Source organism: Aquabacterium sp., from assembly GCF_036279655.1.
GTDB lineage: Bacteria > Pseudomonadota > Gammaproteobacteria > Burkholderiales > Burkholderiaceae_C > Aquabacterium.
Map to the genome: position 1 here is coordinate 39137 of NZ_DASUIT010000042.1, position 19405 is coordinate 58541.

Sequence of the window (19405 nt, forward strand, 5' to 3'; positions counted from 1 at the left end):
GCAGCCCTGCTTCCGAGATTACGACAGAAGGACACGCACCACCATACCCAAAAACACGGGATCGTGCGCAAACTTTGGCGATCCACACTCAGGTTTGTACCCGGACATCCCTGACACGGAGCCCGGCTCGCTCCCTTACACTGAACCCGTTCCAACCCGGGCGCTACCCCCTTCAGAACTCCGCCAGGATCACCCATGCCCCTGTCACTGACCCACGCTGAAGGTTTTGGCATCAGCTCAGGCGTGGTCCAGGCCTTTCTCGCCGTGCTGCTCTGGAAGGGCCGGCGCATCCGCCCTGACTGGGGCCTGGCCTGGCTGGCTGCGGCCTTTGCCATGGCCGCCACGCTGAACATCATCGCGCCCACGGTGAACAACGCGGACATGCCGATCGTCTGGAGGCACGGCATCAATCTGGTGCTGGGCGTGGGCTGCATGGCCGCCCTGCTGGCCGGCCTGCGGCGCTACGCCGGTCTGCACACACCCTCCAGCTGGGTCGTGGTGGCGGTGATGCCACCCACCTTCCTGGCCGTGACGGGGCTCCTGTATCTGCTCGGCCTGGGCGAGTTCAGCGGTCACGCCGCCTCCTGCCTGGTCTTCAGCTACGGCTTGCTGATCTGTCACCGCCATCTGCACCGCGTCTCTGGCGACAGCTCCGGCGCGCTCCTGATCAGCCTGCTGCTCTATCCGACCATGGTGGCCGCCGCCGCCCTGGCGGGACAGACCACCTTCATCCTGCGTTACTGGGCCTCGGCGCCCTTCACCCTGGTCGGGGTGGGCATTGTGGCGGCGTCGCTGGGTCGATTGCACAAGGAGCTGGAGGCCGAGTTGCGGGGCCGCCAGCAGGCCGAACAGGCGCTGCGCCAGCTCAATGAATCGCTGGAGCAGCGCATCGATGAGCGCACCGAGGAGCTGCACGAAGTGGTGCGAGGCCTGGAGGCCTTCAACGGCATGGTCTCGCATGACCTGCGCGGCCCCCTGGGCGGCATGCACAGCCTGACCCAGTTGACGGAGCAGGCCTTGCAGCAGGGTGATCTGCCCCGCGCCCAGCGCATGGTGGCCGAGATCGGTGCCGAAGCTCACCGCCTGACGCATCTCGTGGGCAATCTGCTCCAGCTGGCCCGCGTCTCCCATGCCGAGCTGAACCTGCAGCACACCGCCCTGGACGCGGTGCTGGACGATGCCCTTCAGACCCTGGCCGTCAGCCTGGGCCAGGAGCGCGCGGCGTGCGTGCACCGCGATGCCCTGCCGCAGGTGCAGGTCGACGCCGGGCTGCTGCGCCAGGTCTTCGTCAACCTGATCGGCAACGCCCTGAAGTTCAGTCAGGTGCGCCCCAAGGCGGAAGTGCGTGTCCTGAGCCCCCTCCAGGGCGAGACTCCCAGCGAGATCGTCATCGAAGTGCGCGACAACGGCGTGGGCTTCACGGCGGAACAGGCCGCGCAGCTGTTCCAGCCCTTTCGCCGCCTGCACGGCCAGCAGTTCTCTGGCGACGGCGTGGGCCTGACCATCGTCAAGCGCATCATTGAACGCCACGGCGGGCGCGTCTGGGCCGAAGGGCGCCCCGGACAAGGCGCCAGCTTCTTCTTCAGCCTGCCCCATCGCTCCTGACCATGAACCGTCTCGCCCTCGTGGCTGCCATGCCCGAAGAACTGCAAGCTCTGCTGGACACCATGCCGGACGAGACCCCGGTGCGACGCGGCGGGCGCGAGTTCTGGTGCGGGCACCTGCACGGCGTGGAGGTCGTGGCCGTGCTCTCGGGCATCGGCAAGGTGGCGGCGGCCATCACCACGACCCTGCTGATCAGTGAATTCAAGGTCGACGCCCTGCTGTTCACCGGCGTGGCCGGCGGACTGGGGCCGGACGTGCGCGTCGGCGATGTGGTCGTGGCCACCGATCTGGTTCAGCATGACATGGACGCCTCCCCCCTCTTCCCCCGCCATGAGATCCCCGGGCGAGGCATCACCCGCCTGCCGGCCAGCCCCGCCCTGAGCGAGGCCCTGGCCCGCGGCGCGCGCCAGGCCCTGTGCCCCGAGGCGCTGGGCCAAGGGGGGCCGCTGTCGGATGTCCACCTCCATGAGCTGGGCCTGCAGGCGCCCCGCGTGCACACCGGGCTGATCCTCAGCGGCGACCGCTTCATCGGCACGGCCGCCGACAGCCAGGCCTTGCGCCAGGCGTTTCCCGATGCGCTGGCCGTGGAGATGGAAGGCGCCGCCATCGCCCAGGTGTGCATGGATCTGGCCCTGCCCTTTGCCGTGGTGCGGACCATCTCGGACCGCGCCGATGACGCCGCCCACGTCGATTTCATGCGTTTTGTCAGCGATGTCGCCCAGCGCTATTCGAGCGCCATCGTGGCGCAGGTGCTGCGCTCATGGCCCGCCCATCCTTGATTGAGGAGCCCCCGTGACCACCCCCCTTGCCCAAGCCATCTTCCTGCCCGTGGCCTCGCTGGCCTTGTGGACCCTGACCGTCCTGCTGCTGATCCCGATCGCGCGCATCCGCGCCAGCGTGGCCGGACAGGTCGAGGTCAATGACTTCAAGCATGGCGAATCCGAACGGGTGCCCGCCCATGTGCGCCTGCCCAACCGGGTGTTCATGAACCTGCTGGAAGTGCCCGTGCTCTTTTACGTGGCCTGCGTCGTCGCCTTTGTCAGCCAGCATGTCGATGGTCTGCTCATGACCCTGGCCTGGCTGTACGTCGCCCTGCGCCTGGCGCACTCCCTGATCTACCTGAGCTACAACCACGTCATCCACCGCCTGAGCGTGTTCGCGCTCAGCAACGGGGTGGTGGCGGTCATGTGGGGCGTGCTGCTGTGGCGCCTGCTGCCGGGCTGAGCACGCCCTCAGGCATTCAACTCACTTCTTCTTGCTGCGGTCGGGCACCACGGTCACCACCGTGGGCATGACCGCCTGCGCGGAGATCGGCTTGGCCGGGGGCTGGTTCTTCGAAGGCTTCTTGGCCTCCTTGTTGCTGCGTTGCTGTCCTTTGGCCATGTGGCACTCCTGTCGGTCGATGGATGGTGGGATCGTGCGGGCGAAAAAAAACCGCGGTGGAGACCGCGGTTTCTTCAGTCACGTGGCTTCGGGTGAAGCCAGGGTGCCGTGATCAGAGCACACGAATATTGGAAGCCTGGGGGCCCTTCTGGCCTTGCTTGACTTCGAATTCAACGCGTTGGTTTTCGAGCAGGGTCTTGAAGCCGCTGCCGGTGATTTCGCTGAAGTGAGCGAACAGGTCAGGACCGCCGCCATCTTGGGCCAGGAAGCCGAAGCCCTTGCCTTCGTTGAACCACTTCACGGTGCCGGTTTGAGTCGTCATGATTTAAATTTCCTTGATTACAAGTGAGGTTAAGCGCAGCACATGCCAGCGCAGTGCAGAAACACGCAAGAAGATCACCTGGGAAATTCAAACCTGAGAGCGCCTGCCTTGGGGGCAGGTAAACCAAGAGAGACCTCGAGCAAGACGGTCCTTGTGTATGCCTACAAAGCCCATGGTACACCCGATCGGGCATCGCGTGTGAAATATATTGCAGTGCACCCTCAAGGGCTCAGGCAGGCAAGACGTAGCCACGCTCCTTGACCAGCTTCACGGCAGCGGCCACCACGTCGGGGTCGTAGAGCCGCCCCTGGTTGTTGACCACCTCGGACAGCGCCGCATCCATGCCCACCGCCGGTCGGTAGGGGCGGTGGGAGGACATGGACTCCAGCACATCGGCCACGGCCAGCACACGCGCTTCGGGCAGGATCTGATCGCCTTTCAGGCCCTGGGGATAGCCGCTGCCATCCATGCGCTCATGGTGCTGGCGGATGATCTCGGCCACCGGCGCAGGGAAGGGCACGTCCTTGAGGATCTCGTAGCCCGCCTGGGCATGCCCCCGCATCAGGGCCATCTCCAGATCCGACAGACGAGTGGGCTTGGTCAGGATCTCCGAAGGCACGGCGATCTTGCCGATGTCATGGACCAGCCCCATCAACTCCAGGTTCTGGCAGCGCGATTCATCCCACCCCATCTCGCGCGCAATGTCGCGGGCCAGCAGGCCGACCCGACGCTCGTGACCCGCCGTGTAGGGGTCGCGCATTTCCACCATGTTGGAGACGGCCTGCAAGGTGCCCCGCATCGAGCCCTCCAGTTGCTTCACATAGGCAGCGATCTGGTCTTCGGCCCGCTTGCGCTCGGTGATGTCCTGCGCCATCACGATGGTGGCAGGCAGGCCGTCATCCCAGAGGATGACCTTGGCCTTGAGGCCCGCCTCGATGATCTGCCCATCCTTGCGCACCATGGGCACGCTGTAGGCCACGCTCTGGGACTCCGAGGTATGCAGCTCGCGCCAGGCCTGCTTGATGCGGTCGATGTTCTCAGGGTCGAGCGTCGTGAACTCCAGCACGTCCCGCCCCACCAACTCCTCGGCCGACCAGCCAATGATCTCGCAGAACCTCGGGTTGACATAGATGAAGCGGCCATCACGGCGCACGTACATGCCGCTGATGGTCTGCTCCACCATGCCCCGAAAGCGCTGTTCGCTGTCACGCAGGGCCTGCGCACTGCGGTGCATGTCGGTGAGATCGATCCAGGCCACGATGGCATCGTCATTGACCACGGTGACCGTGCCACGCGCGATGCGGGTGCTGCCATCCTTGCAGCGCAAGGTCAGCTCCGGTGACTGCACGGCGCGCCCCTCGCGGCGGGCTTCCTCCAGGCTGTGCTGCCAGTGCCTGGCCAGATCGGCACGCACGTCGGCATCGGGATAGGCCTGCTCGAACCAGTGCGTCACGGTCGGGAGGTCGCTGAGCTCATACCCCAGCCAGCGCGTGTACGCCTCGTTGACGGCCAGCAGCCGCCCCTCCGGCACCGACACGATCTGCATGGGCAAGGGTGAGGCGCGGAACACCTCCCGGAAGCGATGCTCCATGCGCTGCGCCGTGTCCTCGGCCTGCTGTCGGCGGCGCTCCATCTCAAAACGATCCAGGGCCACGCCGATGTCCGAGGACATGTCCTCCAGCAGGCGCATCTGCTCGGCATCCATGGACGCCAGACCACCGGGGTACAGCCCCACCACTCCGAACAACTGACCCTGGCACATCAGGGGCATGAAGGCACGCTGCTCGATGCCTTGCTCCGACAGGAAATGCACCCAGTGGTGGAAGTCGTCCATCGGCATGGCGGGATCCTGACTCACCGCAGGCGGCACGGCCAGGTAGATCACCTCGCCACGCTGGACGGCGGCAAAGGCAGGCACCAGCGGGCTGTCCGGATCACTCAGGCTGGCCTGCAGTTGCCCCAGACGCTGCTCGGGGATGCCATGGTGATGCGTCAGGCGCAGCACGCCATCGGCCTCGTCGACCAGGGCAATGAACAACATCGGGAAGGTGCCATGTGCCAGCAAGGCATCGCGCAAGGCGCCCAGCAGCTCCGCCTGATCATGGCATCGTGCGGCCGCCCGATTGGTCGCGCTGAGCATCTCGTAGAGATAGGACAGGCGCTGAATGCGCTCGGCAGACTGCTGCCGCTGGATGGCCTCATTGACATGCCGTGCGATGTTCTGGATCAGCACCTGCTCCTCGGGCAGGAAACACGCCTGCGGGTCGTCCAGCGCATCGGGATACCAGACCTGGATGTGGCCGACCTCGTGACCCGCATGCTCGATAGCAGCCACCAGGTGGCACTGCGGCAGCGTGCCCGGCAAGTCCACACCAAAGTGGCCCCAGTGCCCCTCCACAGCTGCGCACAGATGCTGCGGCAGCACGAAACCGGCGGGCAGCACCTCCACCAGGCCTTGCAGCAAGGCGGACATCTGGATGTCGGGTCGATCGGTCAACTCCGACACCGCGTACATGCAGCGCAGCTCCTTGACACGCTCACCCAGATCATGGAGGAGCGCTTCGCGCTCACGGGCCAGTCGCCGACGCTCCGAGATGTCTCGCACCACCTGCACCCAGGCCTGGCCCCCGCCACCCACCGTCGCAAAAGGCGCCATGTGGACCTCGATGGCCCGCCGATTGGACAGCTCCAGCTCCAGCAGGAAGCCCGGGCCGGGCTGGCGCAAGCGTGTGCACACCGGACAATCCGTCTGGCGGAGCGCGGCGTCGTGCAGCAGAGCATGGCTGGACTGCCCCACCAGTTGCTCCGCAGGGCACCCCAGGTAGGATGCTGCGGCACGATTGGCCTGCTGGATGAGCCCATCGGAGCGAACGATCAAGGTGGGATCGGGCACGGCATCGTAGGTGCTGGCTGCACGCGACAGCAGGCTGAAGGGTTCGCGCAAGGTGTCGTGCACCAGGGCCACATAGACGAACCAGTAGGCGTAGATCTTGAGCAGATGCCCCGCCATATTGGCACCGGCATACACGCCCACGTAAACCGTGAAAGCCAGCTCCGAGGCCATCATGGCCAGCACCGCCACGCTCATGCTCAACAGCAGGCGCTTCGACATCAAGGCCCGGTGCCGCCAAAAGCTCCACAGCGCCAGGCCCAGCAGCGCGATGATCAGGTATTCGGTGTAGATCTTGAACGGCGTCAGCCCCTGGCCATCGACATAGGCCTGAGGAAACCGTTGCGCGGCGATCAGGGCCGTGCACAGCACGCTCCAACTGCCAAAACCCAGATGCAGCCAGACCATGCGGATCGATCGGGTGAGCATGAAGGGGGCCAGCACCAGGGCCACCGCCTGCATGAAGCGGGCGGCCACCCAGAACTGCGTGGCGGGGTTGGCGCTGTCGGTGGGCAGCAGGCGCATGCCCTGAAAAGTGAGCGTGTGCAGCAGATCCAGACCCGCACACCAGCCAATGGCCACCGACACCAGCACCACGAAGTGGTTGCGCGTGAAATGCACCGAGGTGGAGGCCACCACCAGCGCCGTGCCTGCCACCACCATGGACAGCAGTTCGGCCAGCGTGTGCGAAAACAGATAACCGATGTCGGCCGCCCACCAGACAAGCGCCGCCAGCAAGGTCGGAGGCCCCAGGGCACGCCAGGCAAGGCTCCAGAGGCTGTCACTGGAGACAGCCCCGTCTGGCGTGGCAGCGGCGTGCTGAGTCATGAGGTGCATGGAGCAGATTCTCGCGATGCTGGCCTGAAGGCCGCCCTGATGATGTGAGTCGTCTGTCAACTATCCCACTGTCCGGCCAATTGCGGGGCCTGGCCTGACAGAAGCTGTACCTTGAGACCAACACCCCGGCATCCGATTTCCTTGAATCAAAGGCGACGGGCCAGGGCCTTGCGTCCCTCCTCCAGCAGGCCAAAGGCCAGCGCCATCAGGGCGATCACGCCCCAGACCACCGGCGGGAAGGGCCAGGTCGAAAACACGGCCTGCCCGGGCCAGGTGAACACGATGAGCAGCAGGAGCAGCACCTCGGCCGCCACGCCCGCCAGCAACAGGCGGTTGCGCCCCAGGGGGAAGGACCAGGCCGCCTGCACGGGGTGGCGGCACACGAACACATTGACCACCTGGGCGCAGATGATGCCCGCCAGGCAGGCCGTGGTCGCCTGCAGGTACAGGGGATCGCGCAGGTCCAGCGCCTGGCCGAACTGCCAGCCCCCCAGGTTCAGGACCAGGAAGAAGGCACTCAAGGCGATCACCGCCTGCATCGGCCCCAGCCAGAGGTAGGCCCGCGCCAGCAAGGGCCAGGTGAGCAGGCGCTCGTCAGCGCGCCGAGGCGGGCGCTTCATCACGGCGGGGTCGGGCTCTTCGGCCCCCAGGGCCAGGGCCGGCAGCATGTCCGTGCCCAGGTCCACCGCCAGGATCTGGATGATGGTCAAGGGCAGCGGAATGGCCAGCAGCATGTAGGCCAGGTAGGGAATCAGCTCGGGGATGTTCGACGTCAGGATGTAGGTCAGGAACTTGCGCACGTTCTCGAACACGGCGCGGCCCTCCTCCACCGCGTTGACGATGCTGGCGAAGTTGTCGTCCAGCAGGATCATGTCGGCGGCCGACTTGGCCACATCGGTGCCCGCGATGCCCATGGCGATGCCGATGTGGGCGGACTTGAGGGCCGGGGCGTCGTTGACCCCGTCCCCGGTGACGGCCACGATCTCGCCCTTGTTCTTGAGCGCCTGGACCACCAGGGCCTTCTGCTCGGCGGTGACCCGCGCAAACAGGATCTCCGGCGCCTTGAGCACGGTCTGCAACTGGGCCGGGGCCATGTGGCGCAGCGATTCGCCCAGGATCACGCGCGGCTGCTCGCCACGCACCAGGCCAATGTCGCGCGCGATCGCCAGCGCGGTGTGCGGGTGGTCGCCCGTCACCATGATGACCTTGATGCCCGCCGTGCGGCAACGCTCCAGGGCTTCGGGCACCTCGGCACGTGGCGGGTCGTACAGGCCGATCAGGCCCGAGAGCACCAGACGGGATTCGTGCGGCGCCTCCCCCTCGTGCAGGAGGCGCCAGCCAAAGGCCAGCACGCGCAGGCCCCGGCCGGCCATCGCCTGCTGCGCGGCCAGCACGGCTTGCCGGTCGGCTGCCTCCAGGCGCCGTGTCTGGCCTTCATGCTCGATCGCATCGCACAAGGGCAGGACCACTTCGGGCGCCCCCTTGCAGTACATCCAGCGCGCGCCATCGCGGCGCACGACCACCGACATGCGGCGGCGGTCACTGTCAAAGGCCAGGGTTTCGCTCACCACCATGTCGTCAAAGACCTGGGTCTGTGCTGCAAAGGTGGACAAGGCCACCTCCATCGGATCCCCCAGCCACACCGGCCGCCCCTCCTGATGCCCCAGCTTGAGGCTGTGGCAGATGGCGGCATTGCGCAGCAGGTGCTGCGCCCCGGGCACCGAGGCCTGCAGATGATCGTCGGCGAACTGATGGTTCAGGTAGAGCTGGCGCACCACCATGCTGTTGCGGGTGAGCGTGCCCGTCTTGTCGGTACAGATCACCGTGGTGGCGCCCAGCGTCTCGACGGCCGGCAGATGGCGGATGAGCGCGTGGCGCCGGGCCATGCGCTGCGTGGCCATGGCCAGCGACAGGGTCACCGTGGGCAGCAGGCCTTCGGGCACATTGGCCACGATGATGCCGATGGCAAAGGTCAGGTTGGCCCAGAACGGCAGGCCCAGGGCCCAGCCCACGGCAAAGAAGCACAGGCCCAGCCCGGTGGCCATCAGCGCCACCAGGCGCGACAGGCGGCGGATCTCATCCTGCAGGTGCGAGCTGGACTTCTGCACCGACTGGGTCAGGTGGGCGATGTGCCCGAACTCGGTGCGCATGCCGGTGGCAAACACCACCGCCCGCCCCTCGCCGGACACCAGGGAGGTGCCCGCCAGCAGCAGATTGCGCCGCTCCAGCACGGAGGGGTGAGCGGTGTCCGGCTCCGGGTGGCGCGCCTGGGGCAGGGCCTCCCCCGTGAGGGTCGAGCTGTTCACGCGCAGATCGGTGGCCGCCACCAGCCGGCAATCGGCCGGCACGTTGTCACCCGCCTCCAGCAGCACGATGTCGCCCGGCACCAGTGCATCGCCGGGCAAGGGGGTGAGCAGCCCGTCGCGCATCACCTTGACCTGCTGGGGCAGCAGATCGCGCAAGGCATCGATGGCGCGCTCGGCCCGGTAGGCCTGAATGTAAGAAAAGCTGCCGTTGACGAGGATCACCGCCACGATGGCCACACCCAGCTGCCACATGCCCTCGCCGGGCTGATGCCACTCCGAGACCCCGGCCAGCGCCGCCGCCACCCACAGGATGATGGCAAAGAAGTGCGTGAACTCGCGCAGGATGCCGCGCCAGGGCGCCTCCACGGCGACCTCGACCAGGGTGTTGCCGCCGTACTCCTGGCGGCGGCGTGCCGCCTCCGCGCTGCTCAGGCCCTGCTCGGAGGTCTCCAGACTGGCCAGAGCCTCGGCCACCGACAAGTGGGCCAGGTGTTCGTCGCCCGACATCTCCATGCTCCCTTGAGGCAGACCCCCTCGGCCTCAGGTCGAGTCAGGTGTCTTGCTCAACTGCTCTTTATACGCCTGCATGATGTCATCGAGGCGCTGATCGTTGCGCGTGAAGGCCCGGCAATGGCGACACACCATGCGGTGCTGCACCGCCCACAGGCGCTCCACGGTGCCCGCCTCCTCCAGTTGCCCGGAGGTGAGCTTGAAGATGTAGTCCTTGCACGTCAGCATGCGGCGGCTCCTTCAAACCAGTTCTGGCTCAGGCACAGCTGGATCTGCTTGCGCGCCCGGCTCATGCACTGCCAGTAGTCGGCCTTGCTCAGGCCCAGCGTGGCGCAGATCTCGTCGGCCTCGCACTCCAGCAGCTCCTTCATGCTGAAGACCCGCGCCGGCTTGGTCGGCAGCTTCTGCACGCACAGGTCCACGATGGCGAAGAACTGGTCGGACTGCAGTTGCGCCTCGGGGGTGACCCAGCCCGCCGGGGCCACGCCATCGACCCAGTGCCCGCGCTCATTGAACAGGACCTCGTCCAGATCGTCGACAAAGGCCTCGCTGTAGCCCACCTCGGGCCGGTACTTCAGGCGCAGGCGGTCGGTGATCTTGTGCTTGAGGATGCCAAACAGGTAACGCTTGGGATCGCCCTGCGCCAGGGTGTCGGCCTTGACCGTCAGCACGGCGGCCAGAGCGTCCTGCACGGCGTCTTCGGCCTCTTCCCGGGGTTGCAGGTGCAACTGGGCAAACCGCAGCATGGGGCCGCGCCATTGGCGGGCCCATTGGTCCAGATCCAGGGATGCGCTCATGTGCTCGGGGTCAAAGGGGAGGATGGCCGGGCCCGGCCGCGCCAGGCATCGAGCGCGTATTGTCCACCGCCCTGGGTCAGCACCGTCCACAACATGATGGCCAGCATCAGGGGCACCTTGAAGCCCTGCCCCGCCTCGGTGTCGATCTGGTTCCAGCCCGCCCAGCCCAGGTCGAAGTGCACCGTGTAGACCGCCACATAGGTGATGAACAACAGCCCCAGCGCCGCCAGCCGGCTCCACAGGCCCAGCAGCAGGGCCAGCCCCAGCACCACCTCGCCCACCCCGGCGGCCAGCCAGTTCAGGTCCGGCGGCAGCGCGTTCAGCGGCAGCGGAAAGTCCAGCCCCGCGAACCACTCGGGGGCCTGCCAGCCGCCCGACAGTTTGGTCCAGCCCGCCAGCAGAAATTCCTGCCCGGCCCACAGGCGCAAGGCCAGCAGGCCCAGATCGTTCAAGAGCTCACGCACCTGTTGTGCGCGCCAGGTAAGCCACGAATTCATCTCTCAGGTCTCCGTAGTAGTGCGAGGTCCACTGCGACTGGCGCACGAAGTCCTCGATCAGCAGGCGCCAGGCGTCGTCGCCCAGTTCGGCCCGCACCGCCGGGAAATGCGCCTCCACCATCTGGCTGGCGCCCAGATAGACCAGGTATCGGTAAGCCCGCATGCCGGGCTCGGCGTACCCGCTGGGGACCACATCCGTGCGGCCCCTCACGTAGTCGTAGAAGGCGTCAGACATGCCAGCTCCCGGTTGATGGTCTCCAGCGTCGGCACATCGTTGTCCCACTCCAGCAAGATGGGCAGGCCATGGGCACGATGCAGCTCGCGCGCCATGGCCACCGTGTCCGGCTCGACACGCTGGCTGTGGGTGTCGATGTACAGCCCGAAGCGCTCATCGAACTCATGCCCGGCCACATGCAGATAGCTCACGCGGGCCGGGTCGATCCGGGCCACATAGGCGGCCAGGTCATGGCCCCCATGGTTCTTGTGGTTCACGGCGATGTTGTTGATGTCCAGCAAGATGGCGCAATCGGCCCGCTCGGCCACGGCCGACACAAAGTCGGCCTCCGGCATGTCGCCCACATTGGCATACCAGGTGGTGTTCTCGACCGCCATGCGGCAGCCCAGCACATCCTGCGCCTGGCGGATGCGGTCACTCACGCGCAGCACCTCGGCCACCGTGAACGGGATGGGGAACAGGTCATAGAGCTGGTGCGCGTCACCACTGGCGGCCAGATGGTCGGAGTAGTGCTGCGCGCCCAGATCGTCCATCAAGGCGCGCACCTCGCGCAAGAAGTGGGCGTTGATCGGTGATGAGCCACCCAGGTTGAGCGACACCCCGTGCAGATGCACGGGACGCCCCGATGCGATCAGCCGGTGCAGGGGCTCGCGGTCGCGATGCACCCAGTTCTCCGGCGCCACCTCGAAAAAATCGGCCTGCACGGCCGACAGATCCCAGTCGGCCATCTCGCGGCGGTAACCCAGTCCTGCCATGGCATCACCCCTTGATCACTTCTTGCTGCAGGACGCGTCCTTCTTGGAGCAGGAGGCTTCCTTCTTCGAGCAAGAGGCCTCTTTCTTGGAACAAGACGCCTCCTTGCTGGCGGCGTCCGAGGCCTTCTTGGCTGCGGACTCCTTCTTGCCGCAGGTGCCTGCGCCGCACTTCTTGTCGGGGGCGCCCGCAGCAAAGGCAGAGGTGGCGACCAGGGCAGCGGCCAGGGTGGCGATGGATTTCAGGTTCATGGTGATGTCCTCAGGGTTGAGCGTGCAATCACAGCGTGCACAGTGACTCAGTCGGGCCAGGCCATCGAATCCTGACAAGGTGGGCCAAAAATATTTTTGAAACCAGTCGTCACACAAACCGCTTGCCCAAGGGGGGTGTGCCTGGACCAGGCCGCGCTATTCTGGCGCCCACACACAAATCCCAGGAGTTGCACCATGGCCCGTTGGCTGACCGTGCTGAGCAGCCTGCTGCTCGCCTTTGTTCTGGCGGGCTGCGACCCCGTCGCCGAGATCGTGGCCCCGGCCGAGATCGCCCCCCAGACCGACACCACCTTCGAGGCGCGCATGCTGCCCGAGTTCGCGGCCAAGGAAGCCACCATGGAGGAATTCCGCTGGGACTTCGGTGATGGCCACACCGCCTCGGGCAAGACCGCGCAACACCGCTATGCCGAGCCGGGCACCTACGAGGTGACCCTGTCGGTGGTGGACGCCAGCACCCGCCAGTGGGGCCAGGCCTATGTGAGCAAGGGCACCTTCACGGTCCGCGCACCGCGCAGCGCACCGGCCCCCTGGACCGCCAGTGTGCAACCCGGCGCCTGCGAGCCCAGCGGCCAAGGCCGCGACTACCAGGTTGGCACCCAGGCGGGGCAACTGGCCTCGCTGAACGATGTGCCCTGGGAGGCCCTGCAGGCGGGCGACACCGTGCGCATCTTTCACCGGGCCGAACCCTGGCGCGGCAAGATCCTGATCGCTGCGCAAGGCACGGCCGAACAGCCCGTGCGCGTGTGCGGCGTGAAGGGCGCCAACGGCGAGCGCCCCATCATCGACGGTGACGGCGCCACCACCCGCGCGGCGCTGGCCCCCTTGTACGGCCACCCCCTGCACCAGAGCCGCAGCGTGCTGGTCATCAAGACCCTGTCGGGCCAGGCCTGGCAGGATTACCCGCGCTACATCATCGTTGACGGGCTGGAGATCCGTGGCGCCCACCCCAGCCACACCTTCACCGATGCCAGTGGCGCCGTCAAACCCTATGAGGCCTTTGGCGCCTGCCTGTGGATCGACCGTGGCCACCATGTCGTGATCGCCGACAACGAGATCCACGACTGCACCAACGGCCTGTATGCCAAGTCCACCGACGACGGCGACTTTGCCGTGAGCACCGACCTGCGCATCACCGGCAACCGCATCCATGGCAATGGCATCGTGGGCGACGACCACATGCACGACATCTACACCGCCGCCAACGGCATCGTCTTCGAGTTCAACCACATCGGCCCGCAGCGGCCGGGTGCGGGCGGCAATGCCATCAAGGACCGATCGGCCGGCACGGTGGTGCGCTACAACCGCATCGAAGAAGGCGCGCACGCCATCGACCTGGTCGAGGCCGAGGACTTCCCGGCCACGGCCACCGCGCTGCCGGCCTACCGCAGCACCTGGGTCTATGGCAACCAGATCGTCAAGAGCGGCAACACGGGCTCGGTCATCCATTACGGGGGCGACCACTATGGCGCCAACCCCGATGACGGCTGGGGCGAGCCCATCTACCGCAAGGGCGTGCTCTACTTCTTCAACAACACCGTGCAGGTGACGGGCACCGAGTTTGCTGCGCTGTTCCAGGTGTCGACCACCGAAGAGCGTGTCGAGGCCTTCAACAACATCATCAGCTTCGACCCTGCCAACCCCTACCCCCGCCTGCGCATGGGCTCGGAAGTGGGCAGCGCCTGGACCTCGGGCGGCATCGTGAACCTGGGCGTGAACTGGGTCAGCGCGGGCTGGATGGATTCAGACCCCTGGCACCCGGTGGGCGGCCAGCTCAATGGCACGGCGCAACTGCTGTCGGGGCCGGTGCTGCCGGTGGACCCCGCCACCCTGATGCCGCTGGCGGGCAGCGCCGTGGTGGATGTGGCAGCGGCACTGCCCGCAGCGGCAGAGCAGCACCCGGTGCTGTTCCAGCTGGATGCGGCGTTCAAGGCCGCGCCGCGTGCGCCCCGAGGTGGGCGCGGGGATCTGGGGGCGCTGGAGCGTTGAGGGGAAGGTGGGCGCAGCCCATCTTGGCATCCGCGTGCAAAGCACCCGTTGGGCGTCTTTGGCATGGCCAAAGCGCTCAGTCAGCTACCGTTTTTGGACGTCAGGGGCTTCGTCGCTTGCCGACTTGCTGCAGGGCGCTCCGTCAGGCGGCCTGTTCTTCAAAGCGGTGGCTCGTGCCGCTGCCTTGAACTTGGCCAATTCGCTCTTCGTTGCGACGGGCTTCTGTTGCCCCTGTTCAAAGGCATCCAGAAGTTCGCTTTCGTCGTGATCAATCTTGGTGGGCATCTTCGTCACCTTGGTTCAAGTAGTCCCTGGTCGATTTGCGACTTGGCGCGCACCGAACCGCTGTATGCGGCCGTCGCGCCGTGTCCATTGCTAGTGCCTGCCGACCTCGCCCTGCACGATGTGATCCTGACGCGTTCAGCGGTTGTATTGGTCCAGATCATCGCCCCCTTCGCGCACCACATCACCAAAATTGCGCTGCTTCAGGCCAGGGTCATAACGCAATTGCCAGCGCATCTTGATGCCTTCTGGGGTCCAGAAGATGAACACCCAAAAAGACTTTTCAGCTACTGATCCTCTGGAGGCATGGCGCTTGGATTCGATGACTTCATCCACTACGTCTTGTGGAACGCGGCTTTTGATTTCCAGGCGCTGGGTCTTGATCAATGCGCTAGAAAACTCTTCCCGAACATGCTTTCTATATGCCTCATCACTAGGGAAATCAGCGGGCTGCAGCCCGGGGTATTCAAGCTCCTGCCAAACAAACTCCACCCATTCGGGCAGGTCACGGCCATCGCCGGAGGCTGCTTCAACTGCAGCAGGAATATGCCGCCATGACCCCCACTTGCTGGTGCCCACGCCCCCCACTGACCCAGGGTTACTGAAGGGCTGCCCGTTGGTCGTTTTGGAAGACTTAACATATACTCTTTTGCCCTCGATCACACTGCCAAACTTCAGGATCATGCCCGGACCGGGGGGCTTGCTGTGGCACGCGGTAACTGCGCACAGCATCGCCATACTGAATACCAGCCACAGCCCAATCCACTTGAGACGGTTGTTGATCATTCGTTGTTCCTGCTTGTCGTCATCTATGAAGGCTGCGCCTGCGTTTCACGCACTCAATTGATCGTGCAGTTCAGCCAGGGGCCCTTGTAGTTCAGCGTGGTGACCTACCCGGCCTGGCCCGGGCGGCTCACCACGTGCCGGGTGATTCGCCCCAGCGCATCGCGTGTTGACGTCGATCGAAAACTGAGCCACTGGGGATGCGGCACCAGCCAGATCGCTCCAGCAACCCTCGCGCACCGAACCGCTGTATGCGGCCGTCGCGCCGTGCCCAGTCTTAGTGCCTGCCGGCCTCGTCCTGCACGATGAGATCCTGGCGCGCTCAGCGGTTGTATTGATCCAAATCATCGCCCCATTCGCACACCACATCACCAAAGTTGCGCTGTTTGAGGCCAGGACAACACATGATCCCATCACAACTGGGTTTCAACCTTGCGACCTGAGGAGTCTAGGTACCAACCGGGCTGCACCACTCGACCGTTCTCGATTGTGGCCTCTCTGAAGTCGCCACCTGCCTTCTCATAGATCAGCTCACGGACGCATTCATCGCCACATCGACGCGCCTCTGCGACCGGGATCGGCCGACCGCGCTCGATGTCCCAGCCCAGCAGAATTCCATCGTCCTTGATGCGCAATTTGATGCGCAAGGCGCCGCCATTGGCACGGATATCGTCCAAAACATCCTCGGGAATGCGCTCAGCCACGGGGATTGTGTAGTCACCGGCTGCCTCTCCGCCTTCCCACGCGATGTTGCCATCAGGCCCCCATGCTGAGTGGGATCCGACCTTCCATACTGCACGAACTGATCGCGGAATAGGAAACTTCGGTCCCATATACGAAAGCACATCCCCCCCCGATCCCAAACCGGCCGGAGCAGTAAGCACACGCCCTCCTTCATCCGTTACTTGAACATAGGTCTTGTGAGGTATGGCATGAATCCATAGCACCACTCCACCAATCCCCCGGAATTTATGCGCCAACCTTTCATCTGCGCTGAACTGCCGACCGCAAGCAGGCAACATCACAACGCCTGCAGTCAGGCCTAAAAAGGCTCGCCGTTCCGCGCCCTGCTGTAGATGGCTCAAGCCAGCCGACCGTCCAATCTTGAATGTCTCTCTTTTGTTCATTGCACACGCATCCTCAATCCGTAGCCATGGTTATTCAACCAAGCAAGATACTCCTCCATGCGAACATGCCCCACGGAGTGATCTGCAGGTTTTGGCGCGATCGTGAGGCCAGGTGACACTGCCCCCGGTCTAAACTCAATGAATCCGAGGGTATCTTGATAGGTCATCCCCGTCCCAACCATCTGCTTTTGCGTGGCCGTGCTTCCGCCCATATAGTGCACCTGACGATCCTCATTGACCAATGACGGCTTATTACTGTCCCGGGCATATTGGTTGTCGCTGGGGTCATGAACAACTGGCCTGTCAATGATGATCTCTGGCGTGCGCCCCATTTGCACCCCCGCGGCGGTCGCCTGATTCACCATCCATGCCAAGGCCACTAGGGACAACTGATCCTGACCGGCCAGATAGCCACCGCCTATATCACTGTGCGCGCCCAAAAAGCCCCTTTCTATTCTTACCCTGCCCGTCACTGGTGCTGTACTAGACATGCCTGCCATGATGGATTCCAAAGGAAAATTCCCGTACGAATTGACCAATGAGCGCCCCAAGCCCACCGAGTTCGCGCCACCTCTGTGCTCGTTGAGTGCCACTGCCTGCGCAACATAGGCAAACTGATCGGGAATGCTCAACCGGTAGCTCGGTCCTGGCGCCAAATCGGTGCTCAACACGGTATCCCACAAGCCCATGAACCGGTAGTTGACCCTCTGACACCTAGCGACTCCATTGACGGAGTAGCGATAGTATCCATTGACCGTATTGGTCACAATTCGGTTGGCGAATTCGCGAGCCTGAGCTGCCCCTCGACTGAACCCGATGATGTCAACATCCATGACTTCGCTGTCGGGCGCAATGGTCGCAGCTTGATTGAAATACTCCACCATGCGATCAATCCGCGCCCTACCTGAGAAGTTGCCAGCACCATCCTGCGTCGTCGGCCCCAGGGCGACCATCCATGCAGGTAAGCTCCCCAAGCTGGGCAGCGGAACATGTTGCGCAGGATCGATGGGCCTGGTGGGATCACTTCGATCCACCGTTCCCACGCCTGAAATGTAGTATCTGCGATTCACACTTGACGGCTCATATAAGTTTCGGAACCTGACCACATTCGAGACCCCTGCGCCATTGAGCCCGGGATCACTGTTCCCTGTCCCATCAAACGCAAACAAAATGAGCCCGGAGGGATCGGCATAGATCAGCGGGTTGTGGTTGGCATAGGCATAGGGCTGCGTGAGCAGGCGGCCTGAGGCCCTGTTGGGCAGCGGCCCCAGCGGGTCAGGCTCCAGGTACTCCCCCCGTTGCGGGTCATAGGTACGCAGGCCGTTGTCGTGCCAGCCGGTCTCGGCGTCGAAGTACTGGCCGGGCAGGCGCAAGTTCAGCACGAAGGGCTTGGCTACGCCCTGGGTCCGCACCGGATCGAGCTGCCCGAAGGCGGTGTAGCTGGCCCGCCAAAGCACCTGTCCTTGCGCGTTCGTGACCGCCACCGGAGCACCGATTTCGTTGGCGTGCACATAGCTCAGCTCGGGTGCTTCGGTGGTCAAGGCGCGCCACAACACTTGCGCCCATTGCATCGCCTTTTGCCAGGCGCTATTGTCTGCATCGCTGCCCCAAGCCTCCAGCGCTGCCCCTTTGCTGTAATCCAGCACGGCCACCGGCACGCCGTGCGCATACACGTAGCGACGAGCCAGCCACGCCTGGGCCTGGGGTGTTGCCTGCTTCGTCTGTGGCTGTGGCTGCGGCACCGTCTCTCCCACCAATTGCCCCTGGTGCCACAAGTAGGCCGTGTTCAAGGCCCCCACAGCCTTGTTGATGCGCTGGCCGTGCGTGTTGTGTGCATACCGCGCCAGCACCTCTCGCCCCTGACTGACCTCGATCAGCCGGTTGTCCGGGCTGTAGCTCAGCGCACGCACGCTTTGTGATGTCTCGATGCGGCTGGGCAGGCCACTGAGGCCTCGATCTGTCTTGACCTTGCGCCAATCGGTGTCGCGCCCTTGTACCTTGCTGGCCATCAGGTGCCCCCGGGCGTAAGCGTAGTACTCCACCGGTGAGCCTGGCTGCGCCTCAGCATCTCCGGGTTGCGCCAGCAGCAGCCTGCCCAGCGCGTCGTACCCGAACTGGGTCTTGACCCCGTCTTGCGCGCGTACGCTCATGCGGCCCCAGGCGTCATAGTCATACGACAGATCGATCAGGCTGGGCTCGTTGGCCGCCTGTGCGCTGGGCAGCCAAGCATCGAGCCAAGCCATAGGCCGGGGAGCACCCACATAGCGCATGGTCGTCAGTCGCCCCCGTGCATCCAGGCTCCAGCGCAGCTCCACGCCATTGCCCCAGCGATAGCCCCGCTGGGCCATCGCAGCGGCCTGTAGCCTGGCTTGCGGGCTGCTGCCTGCACTGGCCGCTGAACTGGCTGCAGCCGTGCTGGCCATTGGCTGAGATGGCAGAGGTTCGATGATGGTGCGCCGCCCCCAGCCCAGCCACTGGCTCACTGGCTCACCCAGCAGGGCCGTGATCGTGCCGCTGTCATGCTCGATGGCATGAAGCACACGCCCAACACCCCATGCATAGCGCAGCGATCCCCCTTCCGGCAGATCATGGCGGGTCACCCGGTCAGCTGCATCGTATGCCAGGCGCTCCGTGTAGCTGAGGTGCTGACGGCGCACCGTGCGTGTGCTCATGCGTCCTAGCGCGTCATAGCTCAGGTGCTCGGATTCGTGCGGATGCACGACATCGATCAGCCAGGGCCCTTTGTAGCGCAGCGTGGTGACCTGCTCGGCCTGGCCCGGGCGGCTTACCACGTGCCGGGTGATTCGCCCCAGCGCATCC

General features: G+C 64.9%; 18 protein-coding genes. 4 read left to right on the forward strand and 14 right to left on the reverse strand.

Translation table 11 applies throughout. From position 1 onward, the window contains the following. The first annotated feature begins 195 nt into the window (after positions 1-195). Genes VFW84_RS04495 through VFW84_RS04505 form a run of 3 tightly spaced genes read left to right on the forward strand, consistent with a single transcriptional unit; the run spans position 196 to position 2829 of the window. Positions 196-1605 carry a HAMP domain-containing sensor histidine kinase gene (locus VFW84_RS04495; RefSeq protein ID WP_329679237.1) on the forward strand — a complete coding sequence of 470 codons (1410 nt, stop codon included), beginning with the start codon at positions 196-198 and terminating at the stop codon, positions 1603-1605. 2 nt (positions 1606-1607) lie between these two features. After that, complete coding sequence (locus VFW84_RS04500) at positions 1608-2384, forward strand: 5'-methylthioadenosine/adenosylhomocysteine nucleosidase (protein WP_329679238.1); 777 nt, start codon at positions 1608-1610, stop codon at positions 2382-2384. 13 nt (positions 2385-2397) lie between these two features. After that, positions 2398-2829: an MAPEG family protein gene (locus tag VFW84_RS04505; protein ID WP_329679239.1), complete on the forward strand. Its 432-nt coding sequence runs from the start codon at positions 2398-2400 to the stop codon at positions 2827-2829. Between the two features lie 21 nt (positions 2830-2850). On the opposite strand, the gene VFW84_RS04510 is transcribed toward VFW84_RS04505, so the two are convergent. The 10 genes from VFW84_RS04510 to VFW84_RS04555 all read right to left on the reverse strand — a co-directional run bounded on the left by VFW84_RS04510 (position 2851) and on the right by VFW84_RS04555 (position 12386). Beyond that, positions 2851-2988, reverse strand: a complete 138-nt coding sequence (locus tag VFW84_RS04510) for a hypothetical protein (protein ID WP_329679240.1) — start codon at positions 2986-2988, stop codon at positions 2851-2853. Between the two features lie 112 nt (positions 2989-3100). Next, positions 3101-3310 (reverse strand): cold-shock protein, encoded by a 210-nt coding sequence (locus VFW84_RS04515; RefSeq protein ID WP_329679241.1) that lies wholly within the window; start codon positions 3308-3310, stop codon positions 3101-3103. A 229-nt stretch (positions 3311-3539) separates the two neighbouring features. Beyond that, positions 3540-7037, reverse strand: coding sequence for an MASE3 domain-containing protein (locus tag VFW84_RS04520; protein WP_329679242.1), 3498 nt, complete (start codon positions 7035-7037; stop codon positions 3540-3542). A gap of 146 nt (positions 7038-7183) precedes the next feature. Then, the gene (locus VFW84_RS04525; protein ID WP_329679243.1) at positions 7184-9850 is read right to left on the reverse strand and encodes a cation-transporting P-type ATPase; all 2667 of its coding nucleotides are present in this window, start codon (positions 9848-9850) and stop codon (positions 7184-7186) included. A gap of 33 nt (positions 9851-9883) precedes the next feature. Then, positions 9884-10081 carry a hypothetical protein gene (locus VFW84_RS04530; RefSeq protein ID WP_329679244.1) on the reverse strand — a complete coding sequence of 66 codons (198 nt, stop codon included), beginning with the start codon at positions 10079-10081 and terminating at the stop codon, positions 9884-9886. Further along, on the reverse strand, positions 10075-10650 hold the full coding sequence (locus VFW84_RS04535; protein ID WP_329679245.1) for a sigma-70 family RNA polymerase sigma factor: 576 nt from the start codon (positions 10648-10650) through the stop codon (positions 10075-10077). The genes VFW84_RS04530 and VFW84_RS04535 overlap by 7 nt, the downstream gene beginning before the upstream one ends. After that, the gene (locus VFW84_RS04540; RefSeq protein WP_329679246.1) at positions 10647-11147 is read right to left on the reverse strand and encodes a DoxX family protein; all 501 of its coding nucleotides are present in this window, start codon (positions 11145-11147) and stop codon (positions 10647-10649) included. The genes VFW84_RS04535 and VFW84_RS04540 overlap by 4 nt, the downstream gene beginning before the upstream one ends. Beyond that, entirely contained in the window at positions 11107-11382 is a 276-nt protein-coding gene (locus tag VFW84_RS04545; RefSeq protein ID WP_329679247.1) for a putative DNA-binding domain-containing protein, read from the reverse strand. The genes VFW84_RS04540 and VFW84_RS04545 overlap by 41 nt, the downstream gene beginning before the upstream one ends. Beyond that, positions 11355-12137: a DUF692 domain-containing protein gene (locus VFW84_RS04550; protein WP_329679248.1), complete on the reverse strand. Its 783-nt coding sequence runs from the start codon at positions 12135-12137 to the stop codon at positions 11355-11357. The genes VFW84_RS04545 and VFW84_RS04550 overlap by 28 nt, the downstream gene beginning before the upstream one ends. A gap of 15 nt (positions 12138-12152) precedes the next feature. After that, positions 12153-12386 (reverse strand): hypothetical protein, encoded by a 234-nt coding sequence (locus tag VFW84_RS04555; RefSeq protein WP_329679249.1) that lies wholly within the window; start codon positions 12384-12386, stop codon positions 12153-12155. 195 nt (positions 12387-12581) lie between these two features. On the opposite strand from VFW84_RS04555, the gene VFW84_RS04560 reads away from it, so the two are divergent. After that, positions 12582-14393: a PKD domain-containing protein gene (locus tag VFW84_RS04560; protein WP_329679250.1), complete on the forward strand. Its 1812-nt coding sequence runs from the start codon at positions 12582-12584 to the stop codon at positions 14391-14393. Between the two features lie 84 nt (positions 14394-14477). Here VFW84_RS04560 and VFW84_RS04565 read toward each other — a convergent pair whose 3' ends face one another. From VFW84_RS04565 to VFW84_RS04580, 4 genes are all read right to left on the reverse strand, one after another. After that, a complete protein-coding gene (locus VFW84_RS04565) occupies positions 14478-14678 on the reverse strand; it encodes a hypothetical protein (protein ID WP_329679251.1) in 201 nt (66 codons plus the stop codon). A gap of 135 nt (positions 14679-14813) precedes the next feature. After that, positions 14814-15461, reverse strand: a complete 648-nt coding sequence (locus VFW84_RS04570; RefSeq protein WP_329679252.1) for a hypothetical protein — start codon at positions 15459-15461, stop codon at positions 14814-14816. Between the two features lie 410 nt (positions 15462-15871). Continuing rightward, the gene (locus VFW84_RS04575) at positions 15872-16585 is read right to left on the reverse strand and encodes a hypothetical protein (protein WP_329679253.1); all 714 of its coding nucleotides are present in this window, start codon (positions 16583-16585) and stop codon (positions 15872-15874) included. Next, positions 16582-19257 carry a phospholipase effector Tle1 domain-containing protein gene (locus VFW84_RS04580; RefSeq protein WP_329679254.1) on the reverse strand — a complete coding sequence of 892 codons (2676 nt, stop codon included), beginning with the start codon at positions 19255-19257 and terminating at the stop codon, positions 16582-16584. Before VFW84_RS04580 ends, VFW84_RS04575 begins: the two co-directional genes overlap by 4 nt. Between the last annotated feature and the right edge of the window lie 148 nt (positions 19258-19405).

What these genes read in the sequence shown, in the direction of transcription:
- VFW84_RS04495 (WP_329679237.1), top strand. Translation starts at nt 196, where the DNA reads ATGCCCCTGTCACTGACCCACGCTGAAGGTTTTGGCATCAGCTCAGGC.
- VFW84_RS04520 (WP_329679242.1), bottom strand. Translation starts at nt 7,037, where the DNA reads ATGCACCTCATGACTCAGCACGCCGCTGCCACGCCAGACGGGGCTGTC.
- VFW84_RS04525 (WP_329679243.1), bottom strand. Translation starts at nt 9,850, where the DNA reads ATGTCGGGCGACGAACACCTGGCCCACTTGTCGGTGGCCGAGGCTCTG.
- VFW84_RS04550 (WP_329679248.1), bottom strand. Translation starts at nt 12,137, where the DNA reads ATGGCAGGACTGGGTTACCGCCGCGAGATGGCCGACTGGGATCTGTCG.
- VFW84_RS04560 (WP_329679250.1), top strand. Translation starts at nt 12,582, where the DNA reads ATGGCCCGTTGGCTGACCGTGCTGAGCAGCCTGCTGCTCGCCTTTGTT.
- VFW84_RS04575 (WP_329679253.1), bottom strand. Translation starts at nt 16,585, where the DNA reads ATGAACAAAAGAGAGACATTCAAGATTGGACGGTCGGCTGGCTTGAGC.
- VFW84_RS04540 (WP_329679246.1), bottom strand. Translation starts at nt 11,147, where the DNA reads ATGAATTCGTGGCTTACCTGGCGCGCACAACAGGTGCGTGAGCTCTTG.
- VFW84_RS04565 (WP_329679251.1), bottom strand. Translation starts at nt 14,678, where the DNA reads ATGCCCACCAAGATTGATCACGACGAAAGCGAACTTCTGGATGCCTTT.
- VFW84_RS04515 (WP_329679241.1), bottom strand. Translation starts at nt 3,310, where the DNA reads ATGACGACTCAAACCGGCACCGTGAAGTGGTTCAACGAAGGCAAGGGC.
- VFW84_RS04530 (WP_329679244.1), bottom strand. Translation starts at nt 10,081, where the DNA reads ATGCTGACGTGCAAGGACTACATCTTCAAGCTCACCTCCGGGCAACTG.
- VFW84_RS04500 (WP_329679238.1), top strand. Translation starts at nt 1,608, where the DNA reads ATGAACCGTCTCGCCCTCGTGGCTGCCATGCCCGAAGAACTGCAAGCT.
- VFW84_RS04510 (WP_329679240.1), bottom strand. Translation starts at nt 2,988, where the DNA reads ATGGCCAAAGGACAGCAACGCAGCAACAAGGAGGCCAAGAAGCCTTCG.
- VFW84_RS04555 (WP_329679249.1), bottom strand. Translation starts at nt 12,386, where the DNA reads ATGAACCTGAAATCCATCGCCACCCTGGCCGCTGCCCTGGTCGCCACC.
- VFW84_RS04580 (WP_329679254.1), bottom strand. Translation starts at nt 19,257, where the DNA reads ATGAGCACACGCACGGTGCGCCGTCAGCACCTCAGCTACACGGAGCGC.
- VFW84_RS04535 (WP_329679245.1), bottom strand. Translation starts at nt 10,650, where the DNA reads ATGAGCGCATCCCTGGATCTGGACCAATGGGCCCGCCAATGGCGCGGC.
- VFW84_RS04570 (WP_329679252.1), bottom strand. Translation starts at nt 15,461, where the DNA reads ATGATCAACAACCGTCTCAAGTGGATTGGGCTGTGGCTGGTATTCAGT.
- VFW84_RS04545 (WP_329679247.1), bottom strand. Translation starts at nt 11,382, where the DNA reads ATGTCTGACGCCTTCTACGACTACGTGAGGGGCCGCACGGATGTGGTC.